Source organism: Caballeronia sp. ATUFL_F1_KS39 (assembly GCF_023630985.1).
Classification (GTDB): Bacteria; Pseudomonadota; Gammaproteobacteria; order Burkholderiales; family Burkholderiaceae; genus Caballeronia; species Caballeronia zhejiangensis.
Genome location: NZ_JALQDZ010000035.1, coordinates 223,975 through 242,881, shown reverse-complemented (window position 1 = coordinate 242,881; position 18,907 = coordinate 223,975). Strand labels below are relative to the sequence as shown.

Annotated in this window: 20 protein-coding genes; 8 read left to right on the top strand and 12 right to left on the bottom strand. The window is 65.1% G+C overall.

Annotated features, from left to right (window positions below; genetic code table 11):
* Positions 1-2: 2 nt before the first annotated feature.
* Complete coding sequence (locus tag NCR93_RS16225) at positions 3-1,640, bottom strand: ATP-binding domain-containing protein (protein ID WP_175979232.1); 1,638 nt, start codon at positions 1,638-1,640, stop codon at positions 3-5.
* A 78-nt stretch (positions 1,641-1,718) separates the two neighbouring features.
* Complete coding sequence (locus NCR93_RS16220) at positions 1,719-2,390, bottom strand: glutathione S-transferase (protein WP_175979231.1); 672 nt, start codon at positions 2,388-2,390, stop codon at positions 1,719-1,721.
* A 149-nt stretch (positions 2,391-2,539) separates the two neighbouring features.
* Here NCR93_RS16220 and NCR93_RS16215 point away from each other — a divergent pair, with 149 nt between their 5' ends.
* A complete protein-coding gene (locus NCR93_RS16215; protein WP_008353559.1) occupies positions 2,540-2,710 on the top strand; it encodes a hypothetical protein in 171 nt (56 codons plus the stop codon).
* Between the two features lie 41 nt (positions 2,711-2,751).
* Here the strand turns inward: NCR93_RS16215 and NCR93_RS16210 are convergent, their stop codons facing one another.
* From NCR93_RS16210 to NCR93_RS16185, 6 genes are all read right to left on the bottom strand, one after another.
* On the bottom strand, positions 2,752-3,162 hold the full coding sequence (locus NCR93_RS16210; RefSeq protein WP_051079069.1) for a response regulator: 411 nt from the start codon (positions 3,160-3,162) through the stop codon (positions 2,752-2,754).
* Positions 3,163-3,511: 349 nt separating this feature from the next.
* The gene (locus tag NCR93_RS16205; protein WP_175979230.1) at positions 3,512-4,306 is read right to left on the bottom strand and encodes an AraC family transcriptional regulator; all 795 of its coding nucleotides are present in this window, start codon (positions 4,304-4,306) and stop codon (positions 3,512-3,514) included.
* 85 nt (positions 4,307-4,391) lie between these two features.
* The gene (locus tag NCR93_RS16200) at positions 4,392-5,663 is read right to left on the bottom strand and encodes an NAD(P)/FAD-dependent oxidoreductase (protein ID WP_175979229.1); all 1,272 of its coding nucleotides are present in this window, start codon (positions 5,661-5,663) and stop codon (positions 4,392-4,394) included.
* On the bottom strand, positions 5,660-5,908 hold the full coding sequence (locus tag NCR93_RS16195) for a 2Fe-2S iron-sulfur cluster-binding protein (RefSeq protein WP_008353563.1): 249 nt from the start codon (positions 5,906-5,908) through the stop codon (positions 5,660-5,662). Before NCR93_RS16195 ends, NCR93_RS16200 begins: the two co-directional genes overlap by 4 nt.
* The gene (locus tag NCR93_RS16190) at positions 5,901-7,040 is read right to left on the bottom strand and encodes an NAD(P)/FAD-dependent oxidoreductase (RefSeq protein ID WP_175979228.1); all 1,140 of its coding nucleotides are present in this window, start codon (positions 7,038-7,040) and stop codon (positions 5,901-5,903) included. The genes NCR93_RS16195 and NCR93_RS16190 overlap by 8 nt, the downstream gene beginning before the upstream one ends.
* Positions 7,037-7,969: a 4-hydroxyproline epimerase gene (locus tag NCR93_RS16185; protein WP_175979227.1), complete on the bottom strand. Its 933-nt coding sequence runs from the start codon at positions 7,967-7,969 to the stop codon at positions 7,037-7,039. The genes NCR93_RS16190 and NCR93_RS16185 overlap by 4 nt, the downstream gene beginning before the upstream one ends.
* Before the next feature lie 212 nt (positions 7,970-8,181).
* Between NCR93_RS16185 and NCR93_RS16180 the strand changes: the two genes are divergently transcribed.
* Positions 8,182-9,087, top strand: a complete 906-nt coding sequence (locus tag NCR93_RS16180) for a dihydrodipicolinate synthase family protein (protein ID WP_008353567.1) — start codon at positions 8,182-8,184, stop codon at positions 9,085-9,087.
* Between the two features lie 64 nt (positions 9,088-9,151).
* Here NCR93_RS16180 and NCR93_RS16175 read toward each other — a convergent pair whose 3' ends face one another.
* Entirely contained in the window at positions 9,152-9,895 is a 744-nt protein-coding gene (locus NCR93_RS16175; RefSeq protein WP_008353569.1) for a response regulator transcription factor, read from the bottom strand.
* 525 nt (positions 9,896-10,420) lie between these two features.
* Here NCR93_RS16175 and NCR93_RS16170 point away from each other — a divergent pair.
* From NCR93_RS16170 to NCR93_RS16160, 3 genes are all read left to right on the top strand, one after another.
* Positions 10,421-11,713: an MFS transporter gene (locus NCR93_RS16170; protein ID WP_175979226.1), complete on the top strand. Its 1,293-nt coding sequence runs from the start codon at positions 10,421-10,423 to the stop codon at positions 11,711-11,713.
* A 115-nt stretch (positions 11,714-11,828) separates the two neighbouring features.
* Complete coding sequence (locus tag NCR93_RS16165) at positions 11,829-13,271, top strand: MFS transporter (protein WP_175979225.1); 1,443 nt, start codon at positions 11,829-11,831, stop codon at positions 13,269-13,271.
* 66 nt (positions 13,272-13,337) lie between these two features.
* Complete coding sequence (locus NCR93_RS16160) at positions 13,338-13,505, top strand: hypothetical protein (protein WP_008353574.1); 168 nt, start codon at positions 13,338-13,340, stop codon at positions 13,503-13,505.
* Between the two features lie 92 nt (positions 13,506-13,597).
* Here the strand turns inward: NCR93_RS16160 and NCR93_RS16155 are convergent, their stop codons facing one another.
* Together NCR93_RS16155 and NCR93_RS16150 are read right to left on the bottom strand one after the other, a co-directional pair.
* Positions 13,598-13,870, bottom strand: coding sequence for a hypothetical protein (locus NCR93_RS16155; protein ID WP_008353575.1), 273 nt, complete (start codon positions 13,868-13,870; stop codon positions 13,598-13,600).
* A gap of 131 nt (positions 13,871-14,001) precedes the next feature.
* Positions 14,002-14,820 carry a helix-turn-helix domain-containing protein gene (locus NCR93_RS16150; RefSeq protein WP_175979224.1) on the bottom strand — a complete coding sequence of 273 codons (819 nt, stop codon included), beginning with the start codon at positions 14,818-14,820 and terminating at the stop codon, positions 14,002-14,004.
* A 238-nt stretch (positions 14,821-15,058) separates the two neighbouring features.
* Here NCR93_RS16150 and motA point away from each other — a divergent pair, with 238 nt between their 5' ends.
* Entirely contained in the window at positions 15,059-15,931 is an 873-nt protein-coding gene (gene motA / locus NCR93_RS16145; RefSeq protein WP_008353577.1) for a flagellar motor stator protein MotA, read from the top strand.
* A gap of 30 nt (positions 15,932-15,961) precedes the next feature.
* Positions 15,962-16,942: a flagellar motor protein MotB gene (gene motB, locus NCR93_RS16140; RefSeq protein ID WP_008353578.1), complete on the top strand. Its 981-nt coding sequence runs from the start codon at positions 15,962-15,964 to the stop codon at positions 16,940-16,942.
* 61 nt (positions 16,943-17,003) lie between these two features.
* Here the strand turns inward: motB and NCR93_RS16135 are convergent, their stop codons facing one another.
* Positions 17,004-18,335 (bottom strand): Nramp family divalent metal transporter, encoded by a 1,332-nt coding sequence (locus NCR93_RS16135; protein ID WP_175979223.1) that lies wholly within the window; start codon positions 18,333-18,335, stop codon positions 17,004-17,006.
* A gap of 264 nt (positions 18,336-18,599) precedes the next feature.
* On the opposite strand from NCR93_RS16135, the gene NCR93_RS16130 reads away from it, so the two are divergent.
* Positions 18,600-18,881, top strand: a complete 282-nt coding sequence (locus tag NCR93_RS16130; RefSeq protein ID WP_008353580.1) for a DUF4148 domain-containing protein — start codon at positions 18,600-18,602, stop codon at positions 18,879-18,881.
* The last annotated feature ends 26 nt before the right edge of the window (positions 18,882-18,907 follow it).

The window sequence follows — 18,907 nt, the reverse complement described above, 5'->3', positions numbered from 1 at the left end:
CGCTAATGCAAGGCTTCGATCGCCCGGGCCGCGCGCTCGGACGCAACGACGATCAGCTTCATCGTCGCCCGCGTCGCGCCGACGAAGATCTTGCGCGCGGCCTGCTCGTCGAGCGCGTCGAAATCGACTTCGGTGAGAATCACGCAGGGCGCCGATTGCCCCTTGAAGCGATAGATCGATTCGAGCAGCACGTCGCCCTCGCGATACTCCGGGTTGCCGAACAGATCGTACGTTCCGGTGAAGGCGCGCAGCCGATGCGGGCCGAGGTGATCGACGGCAGTGAGCGCCGAACCCTCGCGGCCCCGGAACGACAGCACCGCGATGTCCTGCTTGCGAAAGCCGAGCGACAACGCGTGCGTGATCGCGCGCTTGGTCGCCTCGATGATTTCCTCGGGATGCCCGTCGGCGTAGGTCGAAACGCTCACGTCGGAGCCGTCGAAGGGACTGCCCGCATCGAGCCGCACATCTGGCCCGACGACCTTGCGGATGAACCCGAGCAGATCGCGCGGGCTGCGATAGTTCGTCGTTTCGCGCAGGATCGTCCAGCCCGGCAGCGGCACCGGCTCGCGCAAATAAAGGTTCTGCATCGGATCTTCGAGCCACCACCACGCGCCTTCAGGATTCAGCAGACGTTCGAGCGCCTCAACCCACGCCGCCTGAAAATCCTGGCCTTCATCGACGATGAGCACATCTGTCTTCCATTGCTCGGGCACGGGCACGGCGGCGAAGCGATCTTCGAGCGTCGCGAAGACATTCGGCTGACTGAAGTCGGGCGGACTGCCCGCATCGCGCGCGACGGCCGCGCTCAACTGATGGTAATTCGCGATCTTCGCCTCTTTCGGTGCGATCGCACGGATATGGTCGGCGAGCGGCCGGTTGAAGCACACGTAGAGCACGCTCTTGCCCTGCGCGAGCGCGTCGCGCATCACGCGCACGGCGAGTTGCGTCTTGCCCGCGCCCGCGGTCGCGATCACGCGAAGACGGAACGGTTCGAATTCGAGCCGCCGCGCCCACGTCGCGAGCCCGCCCGACAGACGCGTGACGAGCGTGTTCGCCGCACCGACGAGCGCGTTGGTATCGGGCGTGAGCGAAAGTTCGTCGGCGAGAAAATGATGGATGCGCGCCGCCGATTCGAAGCGCGGCTCGTCCGGCGGCAGGATTTCGAGCACGACGCGCGCAAGCTGCGACTTGCGGCTCGCATCGACGATGCGCGCCGGCGACACGCCCGCGATGGCCGTGTTCTTGACGGTGTAATCGGGGCAGTAAAGCAGTTCCTCGATCCGGTACGTGCCCGCGCCGAACGCCGCCGTGAACCGCCGATGCAGGTTCTCCAGCGTGCGCGCGAGCTGAATGGCGACGTTGCGCTCTTTCTGCAAATAGACCTTGACGAGACCTTGCCCCGTCTCGCGCAGAAAACCGGCCTTCTGCTCGATCATCAGCACGCGGCCGGACGGCGCGACGACTACGAAATCCGCTTCGCCGAAGACCGAAAATCCTTCGTTGACGCGAGTCCAGTGCACGCCGTGATAGACCGTGTAGTCGTCGGGCAGCTTTTCGAGGCGCGCGAGCGTTTCGAGTTCGCGCGCCGCCGCGCCGGTCGCTTCGAGGTTCTTCCAGTCGTCGGGAACGATTCGGGCCATGCGTCGCCTTTGGGCTGAGTGATTGCGTCCGAGTCATTGTACGCAACGCGCTTACGGTTCCCGCAATAGGCCGGATGGCTAGCTTGCGTAATCGTATCGGCCGCCTTTTTCGAGCGCGCGCTGATATGCCGGACGCGCGTGAATGCGTTCGAGAAAGGCGCGGATATGCGGCATCGACTTCGCGCCCGCGCGGGCGCTGCCGGCTTCGAGGGGAAAGCTCATTTGAACGTCGGCGGCGGTGAACGAATCGCCGGCGAACCACGGCGACTTTGCCAGTTCGGCATCGATATAGCCGAAATGCAGACGCAGTTGCGGATCGATGAAACTGCTCTGCATCGTCTGCGCGATGCGCCTTGCGATCGGCTTAGCGAAGAACGGCATTTTCGCGCTCTCCAGCCGCCGCGCGACGAGCTTGAGCAGGAGCGGCGGCATCGCGGAGCCTTCGGCGTAATGCATCCAGTAGTTGTAGCGCAGGCGTTCGGGCGTCGTGCCGGGCGGCGGCGCGAAACGGCCTTCGCCGTACCGTTCGACGAGATATTCGATGACCGCGCCCGACTCGGCGAGCGTGAGGCCATCGACGGTCACGACGGGCGATTTGCCGAGCGGATGCACCGCGCGCAACTCGGCCGGCGCGAGCATCGTGCGCGGGTCGCGCTGATAGCGCTTCAGCTCGTATTCAACGCCGAGTTCTTCGAGCATCCACAGCACGCGCTGCGAGCGGGAATTGTTGAGATGATGAACGGTCAGCATGCCTGGACTCTTCTTCATATTCGACGATGCCGCTCGCGGTACGCCACTTGCATCCAGCGAACTGATGCGCGGCCGGGCGTCGAAAGCATACGGCCCTTCGATGAAGGCCGCGCAACGATTTCTAACACACAACGAAAAAGGAGAAGTCGATGACGCTGATCATTTATCTCGTAGGCTGGCTGATTTTCATTGGCGGCGTGTCGTGGGCGCTCGTGGCGATGCACGTCTCGCAGCACACGATCATGATCGTGGCCGTCATCATGCTGGGCATCGCCGTCATCACGGGCGCGACGCGGGCGCGCAACCGCGACCGGTCCTAGGCGTTCCGGGCCGCCGTCGATGGCGGCCCGCGCGACTCACATCACATCACCACACGGGCCCGAGCCGCGTCCTGGATCAGCGTGACGAGTTCGTCGGGATGCACCGGCTTCGTCATGAAATGCTGAAAGCCTTCGCCGATGCTGCGTAATCGGTATTCCTCGCCGCCGTGCCCCGTCAGCGCGATCGCCACGGACGGCGGCAGATTTCCGCGTATTTCGTGATCCCGCAAACGTTGGACGAGGTAGAAACCGTCCATCTCGGGAAGGTCGAGATCGCAGATCACCGCATCCGGAAGATGCTCGATCGCCGCTTGCGCGCCGTCTTCGGCGTCGGCTACGGCGATGACTTCGGCACCCTCTTCTTCCAGCAACGTCTGCAGCGACGCTCTGCTCTCGGGATCGTCTTCGATGAGGACGATCCGCATATGCCCCAGTCTTGCCACTTCGTTCATGATGTTCTTTTCTACTGCCAAAAACGGAATTCTCGCGTCGGTCTCCAGCTCTTTCCGCCGCGCGCGCGGTAGCGCGCACTGATTGACACGAGAACGCGGCGGGAATTCCGAACGCACCGTTTTTTATGCCGCGCGTACGCCGGTGCGGAACGCCTCGCGGTTTGTGACTGCGCCGACGCGAAAAATCGCCCGGTTGCAGCGTGCCTAAAGGAGCAAAAACCGGACCGGTTTGCATCTTTCGCCGCAAGCGCCGCGTCGCGCGGGCCTCCCGGCCGATCCGCCTCGCCCAAACGCTCGTCACACGCGCACGATCGTGTAATTCCGGCATCGGCCGTGCCCTGTTTTCCCATCAGACGTTTGTCTCGCGGATGGAATCGGGGTGCGAGGCGCTCGACGTGCCCGCCTGCAGCAGCGCGCGATATTCGCTCGGCGTGAGGCCGACCGTCGCCTTGAACTGGCGCGTGAAGGCGCTGTGATCGGTGTACCCGCACAGCGCGGCGACATCGGTGACTTTCTCCTGCGAGACGAGGAGCGCAGTGGCCGCGTCGAGCCGCGTTTTCAACAGCACCTGGCGCGGCGTCAGATGAAAGACCTTGTGAAAGTAGCGCTCCAGTTGCGCGATGGACATGTTCGCCATCTGCGCGAGCTGCCGCATGTTGAGCGGCTGCACGTAATTTTCCTGAATGTGCTGCACGACCGCCGCGAGCCGGCTGTACGCGGGATGCGTGCCTTCGGCCGCTTGCAGATCCCGCGAAATGCCCGCGAGCCCGACGATATGTCCCTGCGTATCGTGCAGCGGCTGCTTGCACGTCATGCACCAGCCGGGCTCGCGCCCCGGATACAGATGCAGTTCGAGCTGATCGATCAGCTGATGTCCCTGCGCGATGATCGCCTGATCCTGCGCCGTGTAGATGCGCCCGAAGCGACGCGGGAATACGTCCTCGGCGGTCTTGCCGAGCAGCGCGGATTTGTCGTCCTTGTGACCGCAGCGGCGCGCGAGCGTGCGATTGACCATCGCATAGCGCGCCTCGCGATCCTTCACGAAGAACACGATGTCGGGCATCGCGTCGAAGACCGGCGCGAGCAGCGCGAAATGCGCGAGCATGTCGGCGAGCGTCGATGCCGGAGGTGGTGCGATCGTCATACGTGCGGGTGTCGGTTGCGCTCGGTGGATTCTGGCGACCGATTATAGGAGCGCCAATACGCGGACAAAATTGGCGCTGGCCCCACTAGAAATGACGCGTTTCGGTCAGTTCGCCCGCAGCGATCAGCGTGTCGATGCAAACCGGCGCGAACGGTGGACGCGCCACCGCGCGCGGCCATCCGAACAGGAGCGACGCCGCCTCGCCGCAGATGCGCCCCTGACACGGCCCCATGCCGCAACGCGTCTGCAATTTGGCATCGCGCCAGCTCGCGTGCGCGGCGACTTCGCCGATTGAAACATCCTCGCAGCGGCACAGCAACGTGTCCGGCGATGGCATCGCGCGGGCGTCGGCGCCGACTTCGAACGTACGTGCGACGCGTCGCGCGAAGGCACGCCAGCGATCGCGTTCGCGCACCAAACGCGCATCGATGGCGACGCCGAGCGCCGCCTGCGCCGCGATCGCGCCTTCGACGCGCGCGAGTTCCATCCCGCCGATGCCCGCGCATTCGCCCGCCGCGAATACGTCTCGCTGAGAGGTTCGCTGGGCGCCGTCGACGTGGATCGCGCCGTCGCGTTCGTCCGTCGAGCAGCCGAGTGCAAGCGCGAGCGTCGTGTTCGGCACGAGTCCGAAACCGCACGCGATGCGATCCGCTTCGAGCGTTTCATCGCGCCCGCGCGTGCGGATCGTGACCGCCTCCACGCGCGCGCTTCCATGCGCCTTCACGACGACGCTGCCCGTGCGGTAACACGCGACGCCGAGCGCGACGGCCTGCGCCAGCTTTCCCGGCGTCAGCGCCAGCGACGCGACGAATCGTGCGACCCGCGCGAACGGCGCCTGTTCGACGACCGCGACGACGCGCGCACCGTGACGACGCGCGGTATCGGCGGCGGCGAGCAACAGCGGCCCGCTGCCCGCCACGACGATGCGCTCGCCACGCACCGGCATGCCGCCTTTGACGAGCGCCTGCAAGCCGCCTGCACCGGTCACGCCGGGCAAGGTCCAGCCGTCGAAAGGAAGCAGCCGCTCGCGCGCGCCGGTCGCGAGGATGAGCTTCGAATACGCGAGCACGAGCGGCGCGCCGTCGCGTTCGAGCAGCAGCCGTTTGTCGCCGGGCGCTGCCGCGACCTTCGTCGAGTTCATCACGATCAGCTTCGCGTGCGAGCGCGTTTCGTCGAGCCATTGGCGCAATGGCGCGGCGGGCGCTTGCGTCGGACCTTGCCGCCAGATCTGGCCGCCAGCGCGCGGATTGTCGTCGATGAGCGCGACGCGCCCGCCCGCTCGCGCCGCCATTCGCGCCGCGCTCAAGCCCGCCGGTCCCGCGCCGACGATCGCGATGTCCACTCGTTCGATGTTCATCGCGTCGTCTCGATCGACAGGCCGTCGCGGCAAAGCGTCTGACAGCCGAGCACATGCGCGCGGCCATCGACCGTCACGCGGCATTCGTGACACACGCCCATGCCGCACAGCGCGGCGCGCGGCTCGCCGGTGACAGAGCGCCGCGTGCCACGAATGCCCCGCATCGCGATCGCGGCCGCGACGGTCGCGAACGCGGGCACGTCGAGCGATTCGCCGTCGATGATGACGCGCACGCGCTCAGCCATCGGCGTGCTCCGGCGCGAATCGTTGCGGGCAGAAAGCGTTCGTGTCGGGCATATCGAATGGAAGCGGCTCGCCGAGCATTTGCGCGACGAGGAGTTTCGCGGTGCCGAGCGACGTCGTCACGCCGAGCCCTTCGTGACCCGCCGCGAGCCACAGCCGGTCGCCGGGGAAACGCGCCGGTCCGATCAGCGGCAAGCCGTCGGGCGTGGCGGCGCGAAAACCGGTCCACGCGCGAATCGCATTGAGCCCGCCGATTCCCGGCAGATAGCGCGTCGCGCGCGCGAGCATCATCGCGAGCACGTTCATTTCGACGGCGGGATCGAGCGTGCCGAATTGACGCGACGACCCGATCAGCACTTGCCCCGTCGGACGCGGCTGCGCGTTGAACGCGACCGACGTGCCGCGCGCGTGATGCGCGCTCTTGATATAGCCGAGCTCCAGCACCTGATGACGAACCGTGCCCGGATAACGATCGGTGATGAGCAGATGCCCCTTCTTCGCTTCGAGCGGCAGTCCCGCGATCAGATCCGGCGCGGCGAGCCCGTTGGCGACGACCACGTGCGCAGCCGTTCGTCGTTCACCATTCGCGAGCGTGACGCGCGCGTGCGCGCCGGCGGCATCGACGGAATGCACCGCGCAGCCGGTCGATACGCGAATGCGCGTCGAACTCGCCAGCAGCCATTGCGCGGCGGCGGGCGCGTAGACGATCGCGTCGTCGTCGATGAGCAGGCCGCCTTGCATCGCGTGGCTCACCGACGGCTCGGATTCGCGCAGCGCGGCGCGGTCGACCATATGCGCGCGCACGCCCGCCGCGGCGAATGCGTCGCGCATCGCGCGCCCGGCGTCGAGTTCCTCGTCGTCTTCCGCGATCCAGAGCGTGCCGCAGCGCGAGAACGCATCGCGCTCGCGCAGTTGCGGGCCGAGCGCGAGCCACAGTTCGCGCGAAGCCCGCGCCAGCGCGAATTCGGCGGGCGAATCGTTCATCACGACGATATGGCCCATGCCCGCCGCCGTCGCGCCGCCGCCGATGCCGCCCGCGTCGAGCACATCGACCGTCATGCCGCGCGCGGCAAGCTCGGCTGCGCACGCCGCCCCGACAATCCCGCCGCCGACGACGATCACGTCCGCCGTCATATGCCTTTGATGAACGGATCGCGCGCGTCGAACACGAGCCGTCCTTCGCACATGACGTGCGCGTAACCGGTGATCGTCGGGATCAGCGCGTCGCCGTCGAGCGCGTAACTGCCCTCGAACACGCTGCCGATGATGCTCTCCTGGCGCCAGATGTCGCCCGGCGCGAGCGCGTCGTCCGCCGCGAGGCACGCGAGCTTGGCGCTCGTTCCGGTGCCGCACGGCGAACGGTCGTAGGCGCTGCCCGGGCACAGCACGAAATTGCGGCTGTCGACGCCGGCGACGGGCGAATCCGCGAGCAGTTCGATATGGTCGATGAACGCGCCGTCCGCGCCGGTGATGCCCTGCGCATGCAAGGCATCGCGGATCGCCTCCGTGAACGCGGTCAGCTCGGCGATGCGCGCGGGCACCAGTTCGCGACCGTGATCCGCGACGAGAAAGAACCAGTTGCCGCCCCACGCGACGTCGCCGGTGAGCGTGCCGTGGCCGGGCACATCGACCGATACCGCCCGCCGATGCCGATACGCCGGCACGTTGCGCACGCTGACGCTGCCGTTCTCGTGCAGCGTCGCATCGACGGGCCCGACGGGCGTATCGATCCGATGCCGCCCCGGCGCGATCCTGCCCGCATGGGCGAGCGACGCGACGAGCCCGATCGTGCCGTGCCCGCACATGCCGAGATAGCCGACGTTGTTGAAGAAGATGACGCCCGCCGCGGCTGCGGGATCGTCCGGTTCGCAGAGCAACGCGCCGACCATCACGTCCGAGCCGCGTGGCTCCGTGACGATGGCGCGGCGCCAGTCATCGAAGCGCGTGCGAAACGCGTCGAGCCGTTGCACGAGTGTGCCGTTGCCCAGATCGGGGCCGCCCGCAATCACGAGGCGCGTCGGTTCGCCGCCCGTATGCGAGTCGATGATGTCGATGGTTTTCATGCCGCTATCGTAGAAACGCTTACGCCGGGCGTCTTGACGCGGCTGGACGGTTTGGATGACGAAATCGGCATAATCGAAGGTCGTCCGGAGGGGCTTTTCGCGGTGCGAAACGGCTATGCCGAAATCGGCACGCGGCGCGCGCGAATCACGCAAGACGCCTGATTTTTCGGTGCTTACACTGCGTACCGTCCAATCAATTTCGGAGAGCCGCCGTGACGCATATCTGGGAAGGCGTGATGCCCGCCGTGACCACCAAGTTCAACGCCGATTTCAGCATAGACCGTGCGTGGACCGCGAAGAACATCGACGCGCAGATCGAAGCGGGCGTGGACGGCATCATCGTGTGCGGCTCGCTCGGCGAAGCATCGACGTTATCGCTGGACGAAAAGCTCGACGTGCTCGACATCGCCGTGGACGCCGCACGCGGCCGCGTGCCGGTGCTCCTGACGATCGCCGAGAACAGCACGCTCGACGGCTGCCGCCAGGCCGAGCGCGCCGCGCGCCACGGTGCGGCGGGCTATATGGTGCTGCCGGGTTTGCGTTATCTGTCGGACCGGCGCGAGACGCTCAATCATTTCCGCATGGTCGCCGATGCCAGTCCGCTGCCGCTGATGGTCTACAACAATCCGCTCGCTTATGGCGTCGATGTCACGCCGAAGATGTTCGCCGAACTTGCCGAAGACAAGAAGTTCGCGGCGATCAAGGAATCGAGCGGCGACGTGCGCCGCATCACCGATCTCATCAACGAAACGGGCGACCGCTATGCGATTTTTTGCGGCGTCGACAATCTCGCGATGGAAGCGATGCTGATGGGCGCGCACGGCTGGGTCGCGGGTCTCGTGTGCGCGTTCCCGCGCGAAACGGTCGCGATCAGCAAGCTGATTCGCGCGGGGCGTGTCGAGGAAGCGCGCGCGATCTATCGCTGGTTCGCGCCGCTGCTCGCGCTCGACGTGTCGCACAAGCTCGTGCAGAACATCAAGCTCGCCGAGGCGATCGTCGGTCTGGGCACGGAGCCGGTGCGTCCGCCGCGCCTGCCGCTCGCCGGCGATGAGCGCAAGGAAGTCGAAACGCTGATTCGCCGGAGCATCGAGACGCGCCCCGCATTGCCGGCGCTTTAAGACGCGCGCGAAATGAAAAATGCCGCCGGTTTGTCAACCGGCGGCATTTGCTTTTTGATGGGCTTCAGGCCGCGATCTGCGCAGGCGCGGGATCGGTGAGACCGCCATCCGAATCCGCGCCTTCATCGTAGAGATGCAGCAGACGGTAACCGCTCTTGTACACCGGCTGCAGGCGGAAGTTGTTGACCGGCTCGATTTCCAGCGCGAGACGCAGGCGCGAAACGTGGCTGTCGATCGTGCGGGTCGTTTCGCGGAACTCGCGTCCCCAGACCATCGCGAAAATATGATCGCGCGATAGCACGCGCCCGATGTTCGAGAAGAAAAGCTGCGCGAGACGGAATTGCGTGCCGCTCAACTGCACCGGCTTGCCGCGCACGGTGACGGTTTGCTGGCGTGCGTCGAAACGATACGGCCCGACTTCGAGGCATGCGCTCGACGTCGCGGGATACGCGCGGCGCAAGAGCGCTTCGACGCGTGCGCCGAACTCGCCCGGCCGGATCGGATACACGACGAAATCGTCCGCGCCGGCGGTGAGCGCGCAGACGACGTTGTGTTCGGCGCCGTCCGGCGTCGCGAACATGACCGGCACGCGTTCGCCGAAGCTCGAGCGCACGGATTTCAGCAGATCGAGGCCGCAGAGGCCCGTGGAATTCCAGTCGAGAATCAGCAGATCGACCGTGGAGCGGGACAGCGCCTTCGACAGCACGAGGCCATCGCCGAAAGTCACGCAAGTGTGGCCGAGTCGTTTGACGACATCGCTGATGAGATTTCGATAACTGGGGTCGGTTTGCAAAACGGCGACGCGCATAGTGTCTTACCTGATGAGTCCAAGGGACATGAAGCGGAGGCCGTTTTGCGGCGCCCGCCGGGCGTCTCGTCGCGGGATGAGACGGGGATTTACAAGCTGCGAATTCTGGGCAGCGATGCGACCCTTTCCCATCGGACTCATCCGAATTGTCAACGCATGTGACTGCGTAGCGCCCGGAACGGGCGGCGTCTGATGCGCGCAACCATCTCGAAATTAGAACGGGTTTTCGCTTTTGCGCGCGCTTTCATCCTGTAACATGCCGTGTTTGGCTCAAAAGTTCCCGCTTCCGCCGTTTTACCGAGACGTCGTAGCAAGCTGCGCCGCGACTGTCCGTCGCATCGCGCAGCGCGGATGACGGGCAGCGGCTTTCGAATCCGCGCCCGCTGGCTTCCGGCCCGGATCGTTCGCGTTCCGCGCCCGGGCCTTCGCTTCGCGTCCACCCGGCGCGTTTAGTCACTCCCGCAGGGCAAAGCCTCGTTCTACCGCGCGTCATGCGTGGCTTTTCCACTTACGGGTTCTTTTCCGATGCAGGCAACACCTCTGTCCGACGCCCCGCGCGCGGCCGGCCGTGCGCTCACGCGCGGCGATTACAAGACGCTCACGCTCGCCGCGCTCGGCGGCGCGCTCGAGTTCTACGACTTCATCATCTTCGTGTTCTTCGCGCCGGTCATCGGCCAATTGTTCTTTCCGCCGTCGATTCCTGACTGGCTGCGTCAATTGCAGACTTTCGGCATCTTCGCGGCGGGTTATCTCGCGCGCCCGCTCGGCGGGATCATCATGGCGCACTTCGGCGATCTGCTCGGACGCAAGCGCATGTTCACGCTTTCCGTGCTGCTGATGTCCGTGCCGACGCTCCTGATGGGCCTCCTGCCCACGTACGCGTCGATCGGCCTGATGGCGCCCGTCCTGCTGCTCCTGTTCCGCGTGATGCAGGGCGCGGCGGTCGGCGGCGAAGTGCCGGGCGCGTGGGTGTTCGTGTCGGAGCATGTGCCGGGGCGTCATATCGGCTATGCGTGCGGCACGCTCACGGCCGGCCTGACGGCGGGCATTCTGCTCGGCTCGCTGATCGCCACGGGCATCAACAAGGCGTTCGCGCCGGCCGAAGTCGCCGATTTCGCGTGGCGCCTGCCGTTCCTGCTCGGCGGCATCTTCGGTCTGTGCTCGGTGTATCTGCGTCGCTGGCTGCATGAAACGCCGGTGTTCGCCGAGTTGCAGAAGCGCAAGTCGCTCGCCGCGGAACTTCCGCTCAAGGCCGTGCTGCGCGATCACGGCCGCGCCGTCATCGTGTCGATGCTGCTGACGTGGATGCTTTCCGCCGCGATCGTCGTCGTGATCCTGATGACGCCGACGCTGCTGCAGAAGCAGTTCCACATCGCGCCGGCGACGGTGCTCGTCGCGAACTGCGCGGCGACGCTGTGCCTCACGATCGGCTGCGTGCTGGCGGGCGCGATCGCGGGCCGCATCGGCGCGGGCAAGACGATCTTCGTCGGCGGCGTGGCGCTCGCCGTCACGTACTGGATGATGTTCCAGCAGGTCGCGGCCGATGCCTCCGCGCTTTTGCCGTGGTACGCGCTCGCGGGCTTTTTCGTCGGCGTGATCGGCGCGATTCCGTTCGTGATGGTCAAGTCGTTCCCCGCGGCCGTGCGTTTCTCCGGCATCTCGTTTTCGTACAACGTCGCGTATGCGGTGTTCGGCGGACTCACGCCGATCGTCGTCTCGCTGATGATGAAATCGAGCCCGATGGCGCCCGCGATCTACGTCGGCGCGCTGTGCGCGGTCGGCGGGCTGACGACGTTGTTCATCAAGCAGGCGCGCTGATCCGGCGTTAGCGTTCCACACGCGAAGTGGCGCACCGTTCACGCGGTGCGCCATTTTTCATTGCGCTTTCACGTTTCGGCCCACGCCGAAACATCGGCCGCGCCGCGCGCCTACGATGGCCGGCATGAACTCGAATCTTTCTTCATCCGAAACGCGTCTGTCCGCACGGCAGACGCTCACCGTGACGGCGACCAGCGTCGGCTTCGTCGTCTCGCAACTCGATGTCTCGATCGTGAATGTCGCGCTCGCGAGCATCGGCCACGATCTGGGTGCGAGCGTCGCGAGCCTGCAATGGACCATCGACAGCTACGCGCTCGCCTTCGCCGCGCTCATGCTCTCGGCCGGTTCGCTCGGCGACCGCTTCGGCGCGCGGCGCATGTTCGTCGGCGGACTTGCGCTTTTCGCGCTGGCGTCGCTCGCGTGCGCCTTTTCCGGCGACGCGACGCAACTCATCGCCGCGCGCGCCTTGCAGGGCGTCGGCGCGGCGGCGATGCTGCCGAACTCGCTCGCGCTGCTGAACGCGGCGTGCGGCCACGACCGGCGTCTGCGCGCGCGAGCCGTCGGCTTGTGGACGGCGGCGGGCGCGGTGTCGATCGCGGCGGGGCCGATCGTCGGCGGCGTGCTGATCGCGGCGTTCGGCTGGCGCAGCATTTTCTGGGTCAATCTGCCGATCTGCGCGGCGGGCATCGTCGCGACGCTCGCGTGGATAGAAAACGCGCGACCCAAAGATGCCGGTCATGCGCGCGGCATCGACCTGCCCGGCCAGGCGCTGGCGATCGTCGCGCTCGCCTCGTTCGTCGGCGCGGTGATCGAATTGCGCCCGCTCGGACCGATGCATCCGCTCGTCATCGGCGCTTTGCTGCTCGCGCTGGCGGCGGGCGGCGCGTTCATCGCGATCGAGCGCGAAAGCCGCACGCCGATGCTGCCGCTGTCGCTCTTCGCCGAGCGCACGTTCAGCGCGGCCGTGGCCTTCGGTATCGGCGTGAATCTCACCTACTATGGAATGGTCTTCGTGCTGAGCCTGTATTTGCAGCGCGTGCTCGGTCACACGCCCTTGCAGACCGGTCTCGCGTTCCTGCCGCTGACGGGCGGATTCCTGATCTCGAACCTGGCGAGCGGCCCTGTCGTCGCGCGCTTCGGCTCGCGCGGCCCAATGATCTTCGGCGCGCTGCTCGACGCCGCCGGTTTCGCCGCGCTCGCCTTCGTCGATGCGACGACGCCCACGGCCGCGCTGCTCGTGCCGTTCCTGCTGATTCCATCGGGGATGGGACTCGCGGTCCCGGCGATGACGACCGCGCTGCTCGGCACCGTCGGCCAGCCGCGTGCGGGCACGGCGTCGGCGGTGCTCAACACGGCGCGGCAGGCGGCGGGCGCGATCGGCGTCGCGGCGTTCGGCGCGCTCGCGGCTCATGGCGACGGCGCGGCGAGCGCGCACCAGATCGTCGATGCGGTGCGCTGGTCGGCGGCGATCTCCGTCGCGCTTCTGTTGTGCGCCGCGTTGATCGCGCGTCATGTGAACAATCCGGCGAGCGCGAACGCCGAAGAACGTGTTACTTAGAGACGGACGTCGGGAACGGCCGTTGCAACGCCCAGGTAAAGCCGCGAATCTTTTGAGGACAACACCATGTCGACAATGCCCCGCTCCCCCGAGGAGCCGCTCGAACCGGACCCGGACAAGCTGCTCGATCCCGACGCCGCGCCGAACCCCGAAGATCCGGACATGCCTGACGGCCCGGATTCCGCGACGCCGATGGTGCCCGCCGATCCGAAAAACGGCGAACCGCGCATGTAGAACGCCGGGCGGCCATCGCGCGCATAAAGCAATGCCCGCGCGGCCTTGAAAGCGGCGCGGGCATTCTTACTGATGCTCGTGGACGAAGAGCGTTACAGGCTAGTGGTCTGCACCGCGCCGGTTTCCAGCGCACGCTCGATGAGCGCTTCCTGCTGCGCCTTGCGAACGGCATCGGCGACGAGCGTATCGGGCGCTTCCACTTCGGCCTTGATCGCGCCGATGATGCCGTCCGCTTCGACGATCACGAGCGATTCCGCCGAATCCGCACGGCTGATGATGACGCGCAGCGGCCCGCCGCCCTCCGCGATGCTGGCGCAAAACTGCATCGTTTGCCCGCCGATCACTTGTTCGAATGTTTGAATCATCGCTGCCTTCCGCGTTGGTTGGACAAAAGCTGACACAGGCCGCGCGCCATGCGACGCGCAGCCTGCTTTCTCATTGATCCGCGCATGTCGACTAGGTTCAATTCTGTAAGCATGCGCGGCGCGACGCAAGCTCAACGTCTTGCGTCGGCGAGTTCGCGAAGGATGGCGGCGGTCGAATCGTCGGCGGGAAAGAAGGCTTCGATCGCAAGCTCCGACAACGTGATGTCGACGGGCGTGCCGAAAACCGTCGTCGTGCTCAAGAACGACAGCACGCCGTGCTGCGTGCGCAAACGCAAGGGCACGACGACGGGATCGGTCTCGCCGCGCGGCTCGTGGGTCGCGTGACGCGGCGCGGGATACGCCTCCAGTTCGGCCAAGAGCGCGACGAGCGTCGCATCGCCGGACACGTCGATTTGCCGGCGCAGGCGCGCGAGCAGATGCGCGCGCCACTCGTGCCAGTTGTCGATGGCATCGGCGAGACCTTGCGGATGCATCGACAGCCGCAGCACGTTGACCGGCGGCACGAGCAATTGCGCATCCGCCGATGCGACGAGCGGCGCGAAAGCCGCGTTGGCCGCGATCATCGTCCAATGACGATCGACCGCGAGCGCGGGATACGGCTCATGCCCTTTGAGCACGAGATCGACAGCACGCCTGGCAGCGGAAAGTTGCGGATCGGCCAGCGCGCGCTCGCGATAAAGCGGCGCATAACCGGCCGCGACGAGCAGCGTGTTGCGCTCGCGCAGCGGCACGTCCAGTTGCTCGGCGAGGCGCATCAGCATGTCCCGGCTCGGCAGCGAGCGGCCCGATTCGACGAAGCTCAGGTGACGCGTGGACACGTCCGCAACGCCTGCGAGATCGAGCTGGCTCATGCGCCTGCGCTGACGCCATTCGCGCAATAGCGCGCCGACGTCCGATCGAACGGCCGGATGTACGAGGGTCGAGTTCATGCGACCGATGTTAGACGAAACATGATCACGCGATCCATTACCTGCGAAGTAAGCGGCGCCACGAACGTAACATTTACGCCGCAAACATTTGCGAAGAAAAACTTGCGCGCGACACCCTAAATCTCCGGCACTTTCGCGCCGATAAGTCCAACAACAAGCGAACAATGCGTCGCGAGCCGTGCGCGTCTCAATCCCGAGCACGCACGGCCCGCGGCGCCCGGACTTTTGCGGAGAAATCATGTTTGTCATCATCGGATGGTTGTTGGTCATCGGCTCGGTGATCGGAAGCTTCGTCGGCGTCGGCGGCCACCTCGCGGCCCTCGTGCAACCGTTCGAGCTGCTGTGTATTTTCGGCGCGGCGATCGGCGCGTTCGTCGTGTCGAATCCGACCGCGACGCTCAAGAAAACGTTGCAATCGATTCCGAAGGCGTTCAAGGGCGGCGGCTACACGAAAGAGAAATATCTCGCGCTGATCGCATTGCTCTACGAACTGCTTCAGAAGGCGCGCAAGGAAGGCATGATGGCGCTCGAAGCCGATGTCGATGCGCCCGAGTCCAGCCCGGTCTTTCAGAAGTACGAGCACGTCATGGCCGATCATCATCTGCTCGACTTCATCGTCGACTATCTGCGCATGATGTCTGCGGGCAATGTCAACGCGCTCGAAATGCAGGATCTGATGGACGAAGAGCTCGACACGCACCACACCGAAAGCTCGATCGCCGCGAACGCCATTCAGAAAATGGCCGATGGCCTGCCTGCATTCGGTATCGTCGCCGCGGTGATGGGCGTCGTGCACACGATGGGCTCGGTCGGCGCCGCGCCCGCCGTGCTCGGCGAGATGATCGCGGGTGCGCTCGTCGGCACGTTCCTCGGCATTCTGCTGGCGTACGGCTTCATCGGCCCGCTCGCGGACCTGCTCAACGCGAAGGGCGCGGCCGAAGCGAAGCCGTTCCAGTGCGTGAAGTCCGTGCTGCTCGCATCGATGAACGGTTATGCGCCGACGATCGCGGTCGAGTTCGGCCGCAAGGTGCTCTTCACCGCCGATCGTCCGAGCTTCAAGGAACTCGACGACGCGGTTCGTGCCACCAAGATGCCGAAGGCGGCTTCGTGATGACATCGGGTACGCAAAGGACCAACGCACATGGCTGAGAAACCGTCACGCGATCCGCTGCAGTCCGTGCTTGCGCCGACTGTCGTCGTCAAGCGCAAGAAGAAGGCGCACGGACACGGCCATCATGGCGGCGCATGGAAGATCGCCTACGCCGACTTCGTCACCGCGATGATGGCGTTCTTTCTGTTGATGTGGCTGCTCGGATCGACATCGAAGTACGACAAGGAAGGCATCGAGCAATACTTCAATACGCCGCTTTCCGCATTGTTCGGCAACGATGGCGGCGCGTCGGCGCATACGAGCGTCATCGCGGGCGGCGGCAGGGATCTGTCGAGCACGCGTCCGGGTGAAGGCAACAAGACCCAGACGCAACCGGTGCCGCAATCGATCGCGCGCGCTGCCGTTGCGATGGACGACTTGCGCAAGCTGCAGCAGCTCAAGCAGAAGCTGATGGCGCTCATCGAGCAGACGCCTGCGCTGCGCGCGTATAAGGACCAGATTCGCATCGCGATCACGAGTGAAGGCTTGCGTATCGAGATCGTCGATTCGCTCAAGCGGCCGATGTTCGCATCGGGCAGTTCGAGACTCGAAAGCTATGTGACGACGATTCTGACGAACATCGGCGCATCGCTGAACGATGTCGATAACCGCGTGTCGATCGCGGGGCATACGGATGCGGTGCCCTATTCCGGCGGTCAGGCGGGCTATTCGAACTGGGAGCTTTCGAGCGAGCGGGCGAATGCCGCGCGGCGCGCGCTCGTCGCGGGCGGCATGAAGGAAAGCAAGGTGCTGCAAGTGCGCGGACTGTCCGACGTGCTGCCGCTCAACAAGGATGTCGTCGACGAGCCGACGAATCGGCGGATCAGTATTCTCGTGCTGAACAAGGCCGCGGAACAGGCGTTCTTCCGCGATGGCGGCAGAACCACGGTCGATGAAACGCGGCCTGTCGAAGCGGCGCTTCCCGCGCCGGTCTCGGTCAAGTCGGATGCGCCGGCGGCGGTGGTGAAGTAGACAGCGCTCGCGGCTTGACGAAGCGCCATGCACATCGAATCGTGCATGGCGCTTTTTCATTTCAGCCGAGCCACTCCGCGACCGTCTGCACCACGAGCCAGACGTTCGCCGCGCTGATGACCACGAACAGCGCCCACGCGACGAGCTTCATGAACGGCTTGTTCGCGAACGCTCCCATGAGGCCGCGATCGCTCGTCATCCGGATCAGCGGATAAAGCGCGAACGGCAGTTGCAGGCTCAGCACGACCTGACTCGCGACGAGCAGCTTGCCGACCGCGCCGTTGCCCATCACGTACACGCCGATCAACGCTGGCACGAGCGCAAGCGCCCGCGTGATGAATCGGCGCTGATAGCACGGGATTTTCAGTTGCAGGAACCCTTCCATGATGACCTGCCCTGCAATGGTCCCGGTGAACGTCGAACTCTGGCCCGATGCAAAGAGCGTCACCGCGAAGAGAATCGCCGCAAGCCCGGTTCCCACGATAGGCGCAAGCAGCTTGTACGCATCTTCGATCTCGGTCACTTGCGTGTGTCCCGTCGCGTGAAATGCCGATGCCGCGAGAATCAGGATCGCCGCATTGATCAGCAGCGCGAGAACGAGCGACACGATCGTATCGAGCCGCGAAAGATTGATCGCCGATGCAAGGCTCTTCGCATCGCGATTCACCACGCGCGTCTGCACGATCGAGGAATGCAGATACAGGTTATGCGGCATCACGGTCGCGCCGAGAATGCCTATCGCGAGATAAAGCGGCTCGCGATCGCTCAACGCGTGAATCGATGGCACGAGCCCGGCAGCAACCGAAGGCCAATGCGGTTTGACGAGCACGAGCTCGACGATATAACCGACGCCGATCGTCGCGATGAGCCCGAGCATGATGGCTTCGAGATCGCGAAAGTTCTTGCCTTTCAGGCCCAGCACGATGAGCGTATCGAATGCGGTGAGCACCACGCCCCACATCAGCGAAACGCCGAACAGCAAATGAAACGCGAGCGCGCCGCCGAGCACTTCCGCGAGATCGCACGCGATGATCGATAACTCCGCGAGCATCCATTGCACGTTCGCGACCGGTTTCGCGTAACGCTCACGCGATAGCTGCGCGAGATCCTTTCCCGTGACGATGCCAAGGCGCATCGAAAGACATTGCAGCACCATCGCCGCAAGACTCGACAACACGACGACAAAGAGCAGGCTATAGCCGTAGCGTGAGCCGGCTTCGATATCCGTCGCCCAGTTGCCCGGGTCCATATAGCCGATGGAAATGAGCAGGCCCGGCCCCGCGAATTGCAGGAGCTTCTTCCATAGCGGCGCGCCCGGCGAAACGGCGACGGAGCCTTTGACTTCCGATGGGCAAAACGGCGCGGTGGCCGTGGTCGGCAGATTGAACGGCAATTTATCGAGTCCTGATGGGATATCGGGGACAACATCCGCGAACGATGTTGTGCAGGTAGCTTACAAGGCGCGTCTCGCGGGCGAGTCTATCACCGGCTGCGCGCATTCACAGACAGCCCCAATCTGACCAAAGCGTCATCTCATCGCCAGCATCTCGTCACGGTACGACAAATAGAATTCAGTGGTGGCTGTAGCGAGCGTGCCGACGCTGCATATCGCGCAACCGCACGTCCCGTTCATTTTTACCCGCATGAGGAGTGCGCCATGAAACTAGTCACACGCATCGCTGTAATCGCCCTTGCTGCCGCGCCGCTCGCCGCGCTCGCACAATCCGAAGGTCTCACGCGCGCGCAGGTGAAAGCGGATCTGCAACGCGTCGAACAAGCCGGCTATAACCCGTCCGAGCGCGATGCGTTCTATCCGAACGACATCCAGGCAGCCGAAGCCAAGGTCAGCGCGCAAAGCGCATATGGCTCGTCCAGCGACGGTTCGTCGTCTTCGGGACGCACGATGTCGACGACGCCGCTCGGTCAAACCCCGCAGTAACGCACGCTCATCGAACGAGACACGCG

Coding starts and splice junctions, on each gene's coding strand:
- NCR93_RS16225 (WP_175979232.1), bottom strand. CDS start 1,640: ATGGCCCGAATCGTTCCCGACGACTGGAAGAACCTCGAAGCGACCGGC.
- NCR93_RS16220 (WP_175979231.1), bottom strand. CDS start 2,390: ATGCTGACCGTTCATCATCTCAACAATTCCCGCTCGCAGCGCGTGCTG.
- NCR93_RS16215 (WP_008353559.1), top strand. CDS start 2,540: ATGACGCTGATCATTTATCTCGTAGGCTGGCTGATTTTCATTGGCGGC.
- NCR93_RS16210 (WP_051079069.1), bottom strand. CDS start 3,162: ATGAACGAAGTGGCAAGACTGGGGCATATGCGGATCGTCCTCATCGAA.
- NCR93_RS16205 (WP_175979230.1), bottom strand. CDS start 4,306: ATGACGATCGCACCACCTCCGGCATCGACGCTCGCCGACATGCTCGCG.
- NCR93_RS16200 (WP_175979229.1), bottom strand. CDS start 5,663: ATGAACATCGAACGAGTGGACATCGCGATCGTCGGCGCGGGACCGGCG.
- NCR93_RS16195 (WP_008353563.1), bottom strand. CDS start 5,908: ATGGCTGAGCGCGTGCGCGTCATCATCGACGGCGAATCGCTCGACGTG.
- NCR93_RS16190 (WP_175979228.1), bottom strand. CDS start 7,040: ATGACGGCGGACGTGATCGTCGTCGGCGGCGGGATTGTCGGGGCGGCG.
- NCR93_RS16185 (WP_175979227.1), bottom strand. CDS start 7,969: ATGAAAACCATCGACATCATCGACTCGCATACGGGCGGCGAACCGACG.
- NCR93_RS16175 (WP_008353569.1), bottom strand. CDS start 9,895: ATGCGCGTCGCCGTTTTGCAAACCGACCCCAGTTATCGAAATCTCATC.
- NCR93_RS16170 (WP_175979226.1), top strand. CDS start 10,421: ATGCAGGCAACACCTCTGTCCGACGCCCCGCGCGCGGCCGGCCGTGCG.
- NCR93_RS16165 (WP_175979225.1), top strand. CDS start 11,829: ATGGCCGGCATGAACTCGAATCTTTCTTCATCCGAAACGCGTCTGTCC.
- NCR93_RS16160 (WP_008353574.1), top strand. CDS start 13,338: ATGTCGACAATGCCCCGCTCCCCCGAGGAGCCGCTCGAACCGGACCCG.
- NCR93_RS16155 (WP_008353575.1), bottom strand. CDS start 13,870: ATGATTCAAACATTCGAACAAGTGATCGGCGGGCAAACGATGCAGTTT.
- NCR93_RS16150 (WP_175979224.1), bottom strand. CDS start 14,820: ATGAACTCGACCCTCGTACATCCGGCCGTTCGATCGGACGTCGGCGCG.
- motA (WP_008353577.1), top strand. CDS start 15,059: ATGTTTGTCATCATCGGATGGTTGTTGGTCATCGGCTCGGTGATCGGA.
- motB (WP_008353578.1), top strand. CDS start 15,962: ATGGCTGAGAAACCGTCACGCGATCCGCTGCAGTCCGTGCTTGCGCCG.
- NCR93_RS16130 (WP_008353580.1), top strand. CDS start 18,600: ATGAAACTAGTCACACGCATCGCTGTAATCGCCCTTGCTGCCGCGCCG.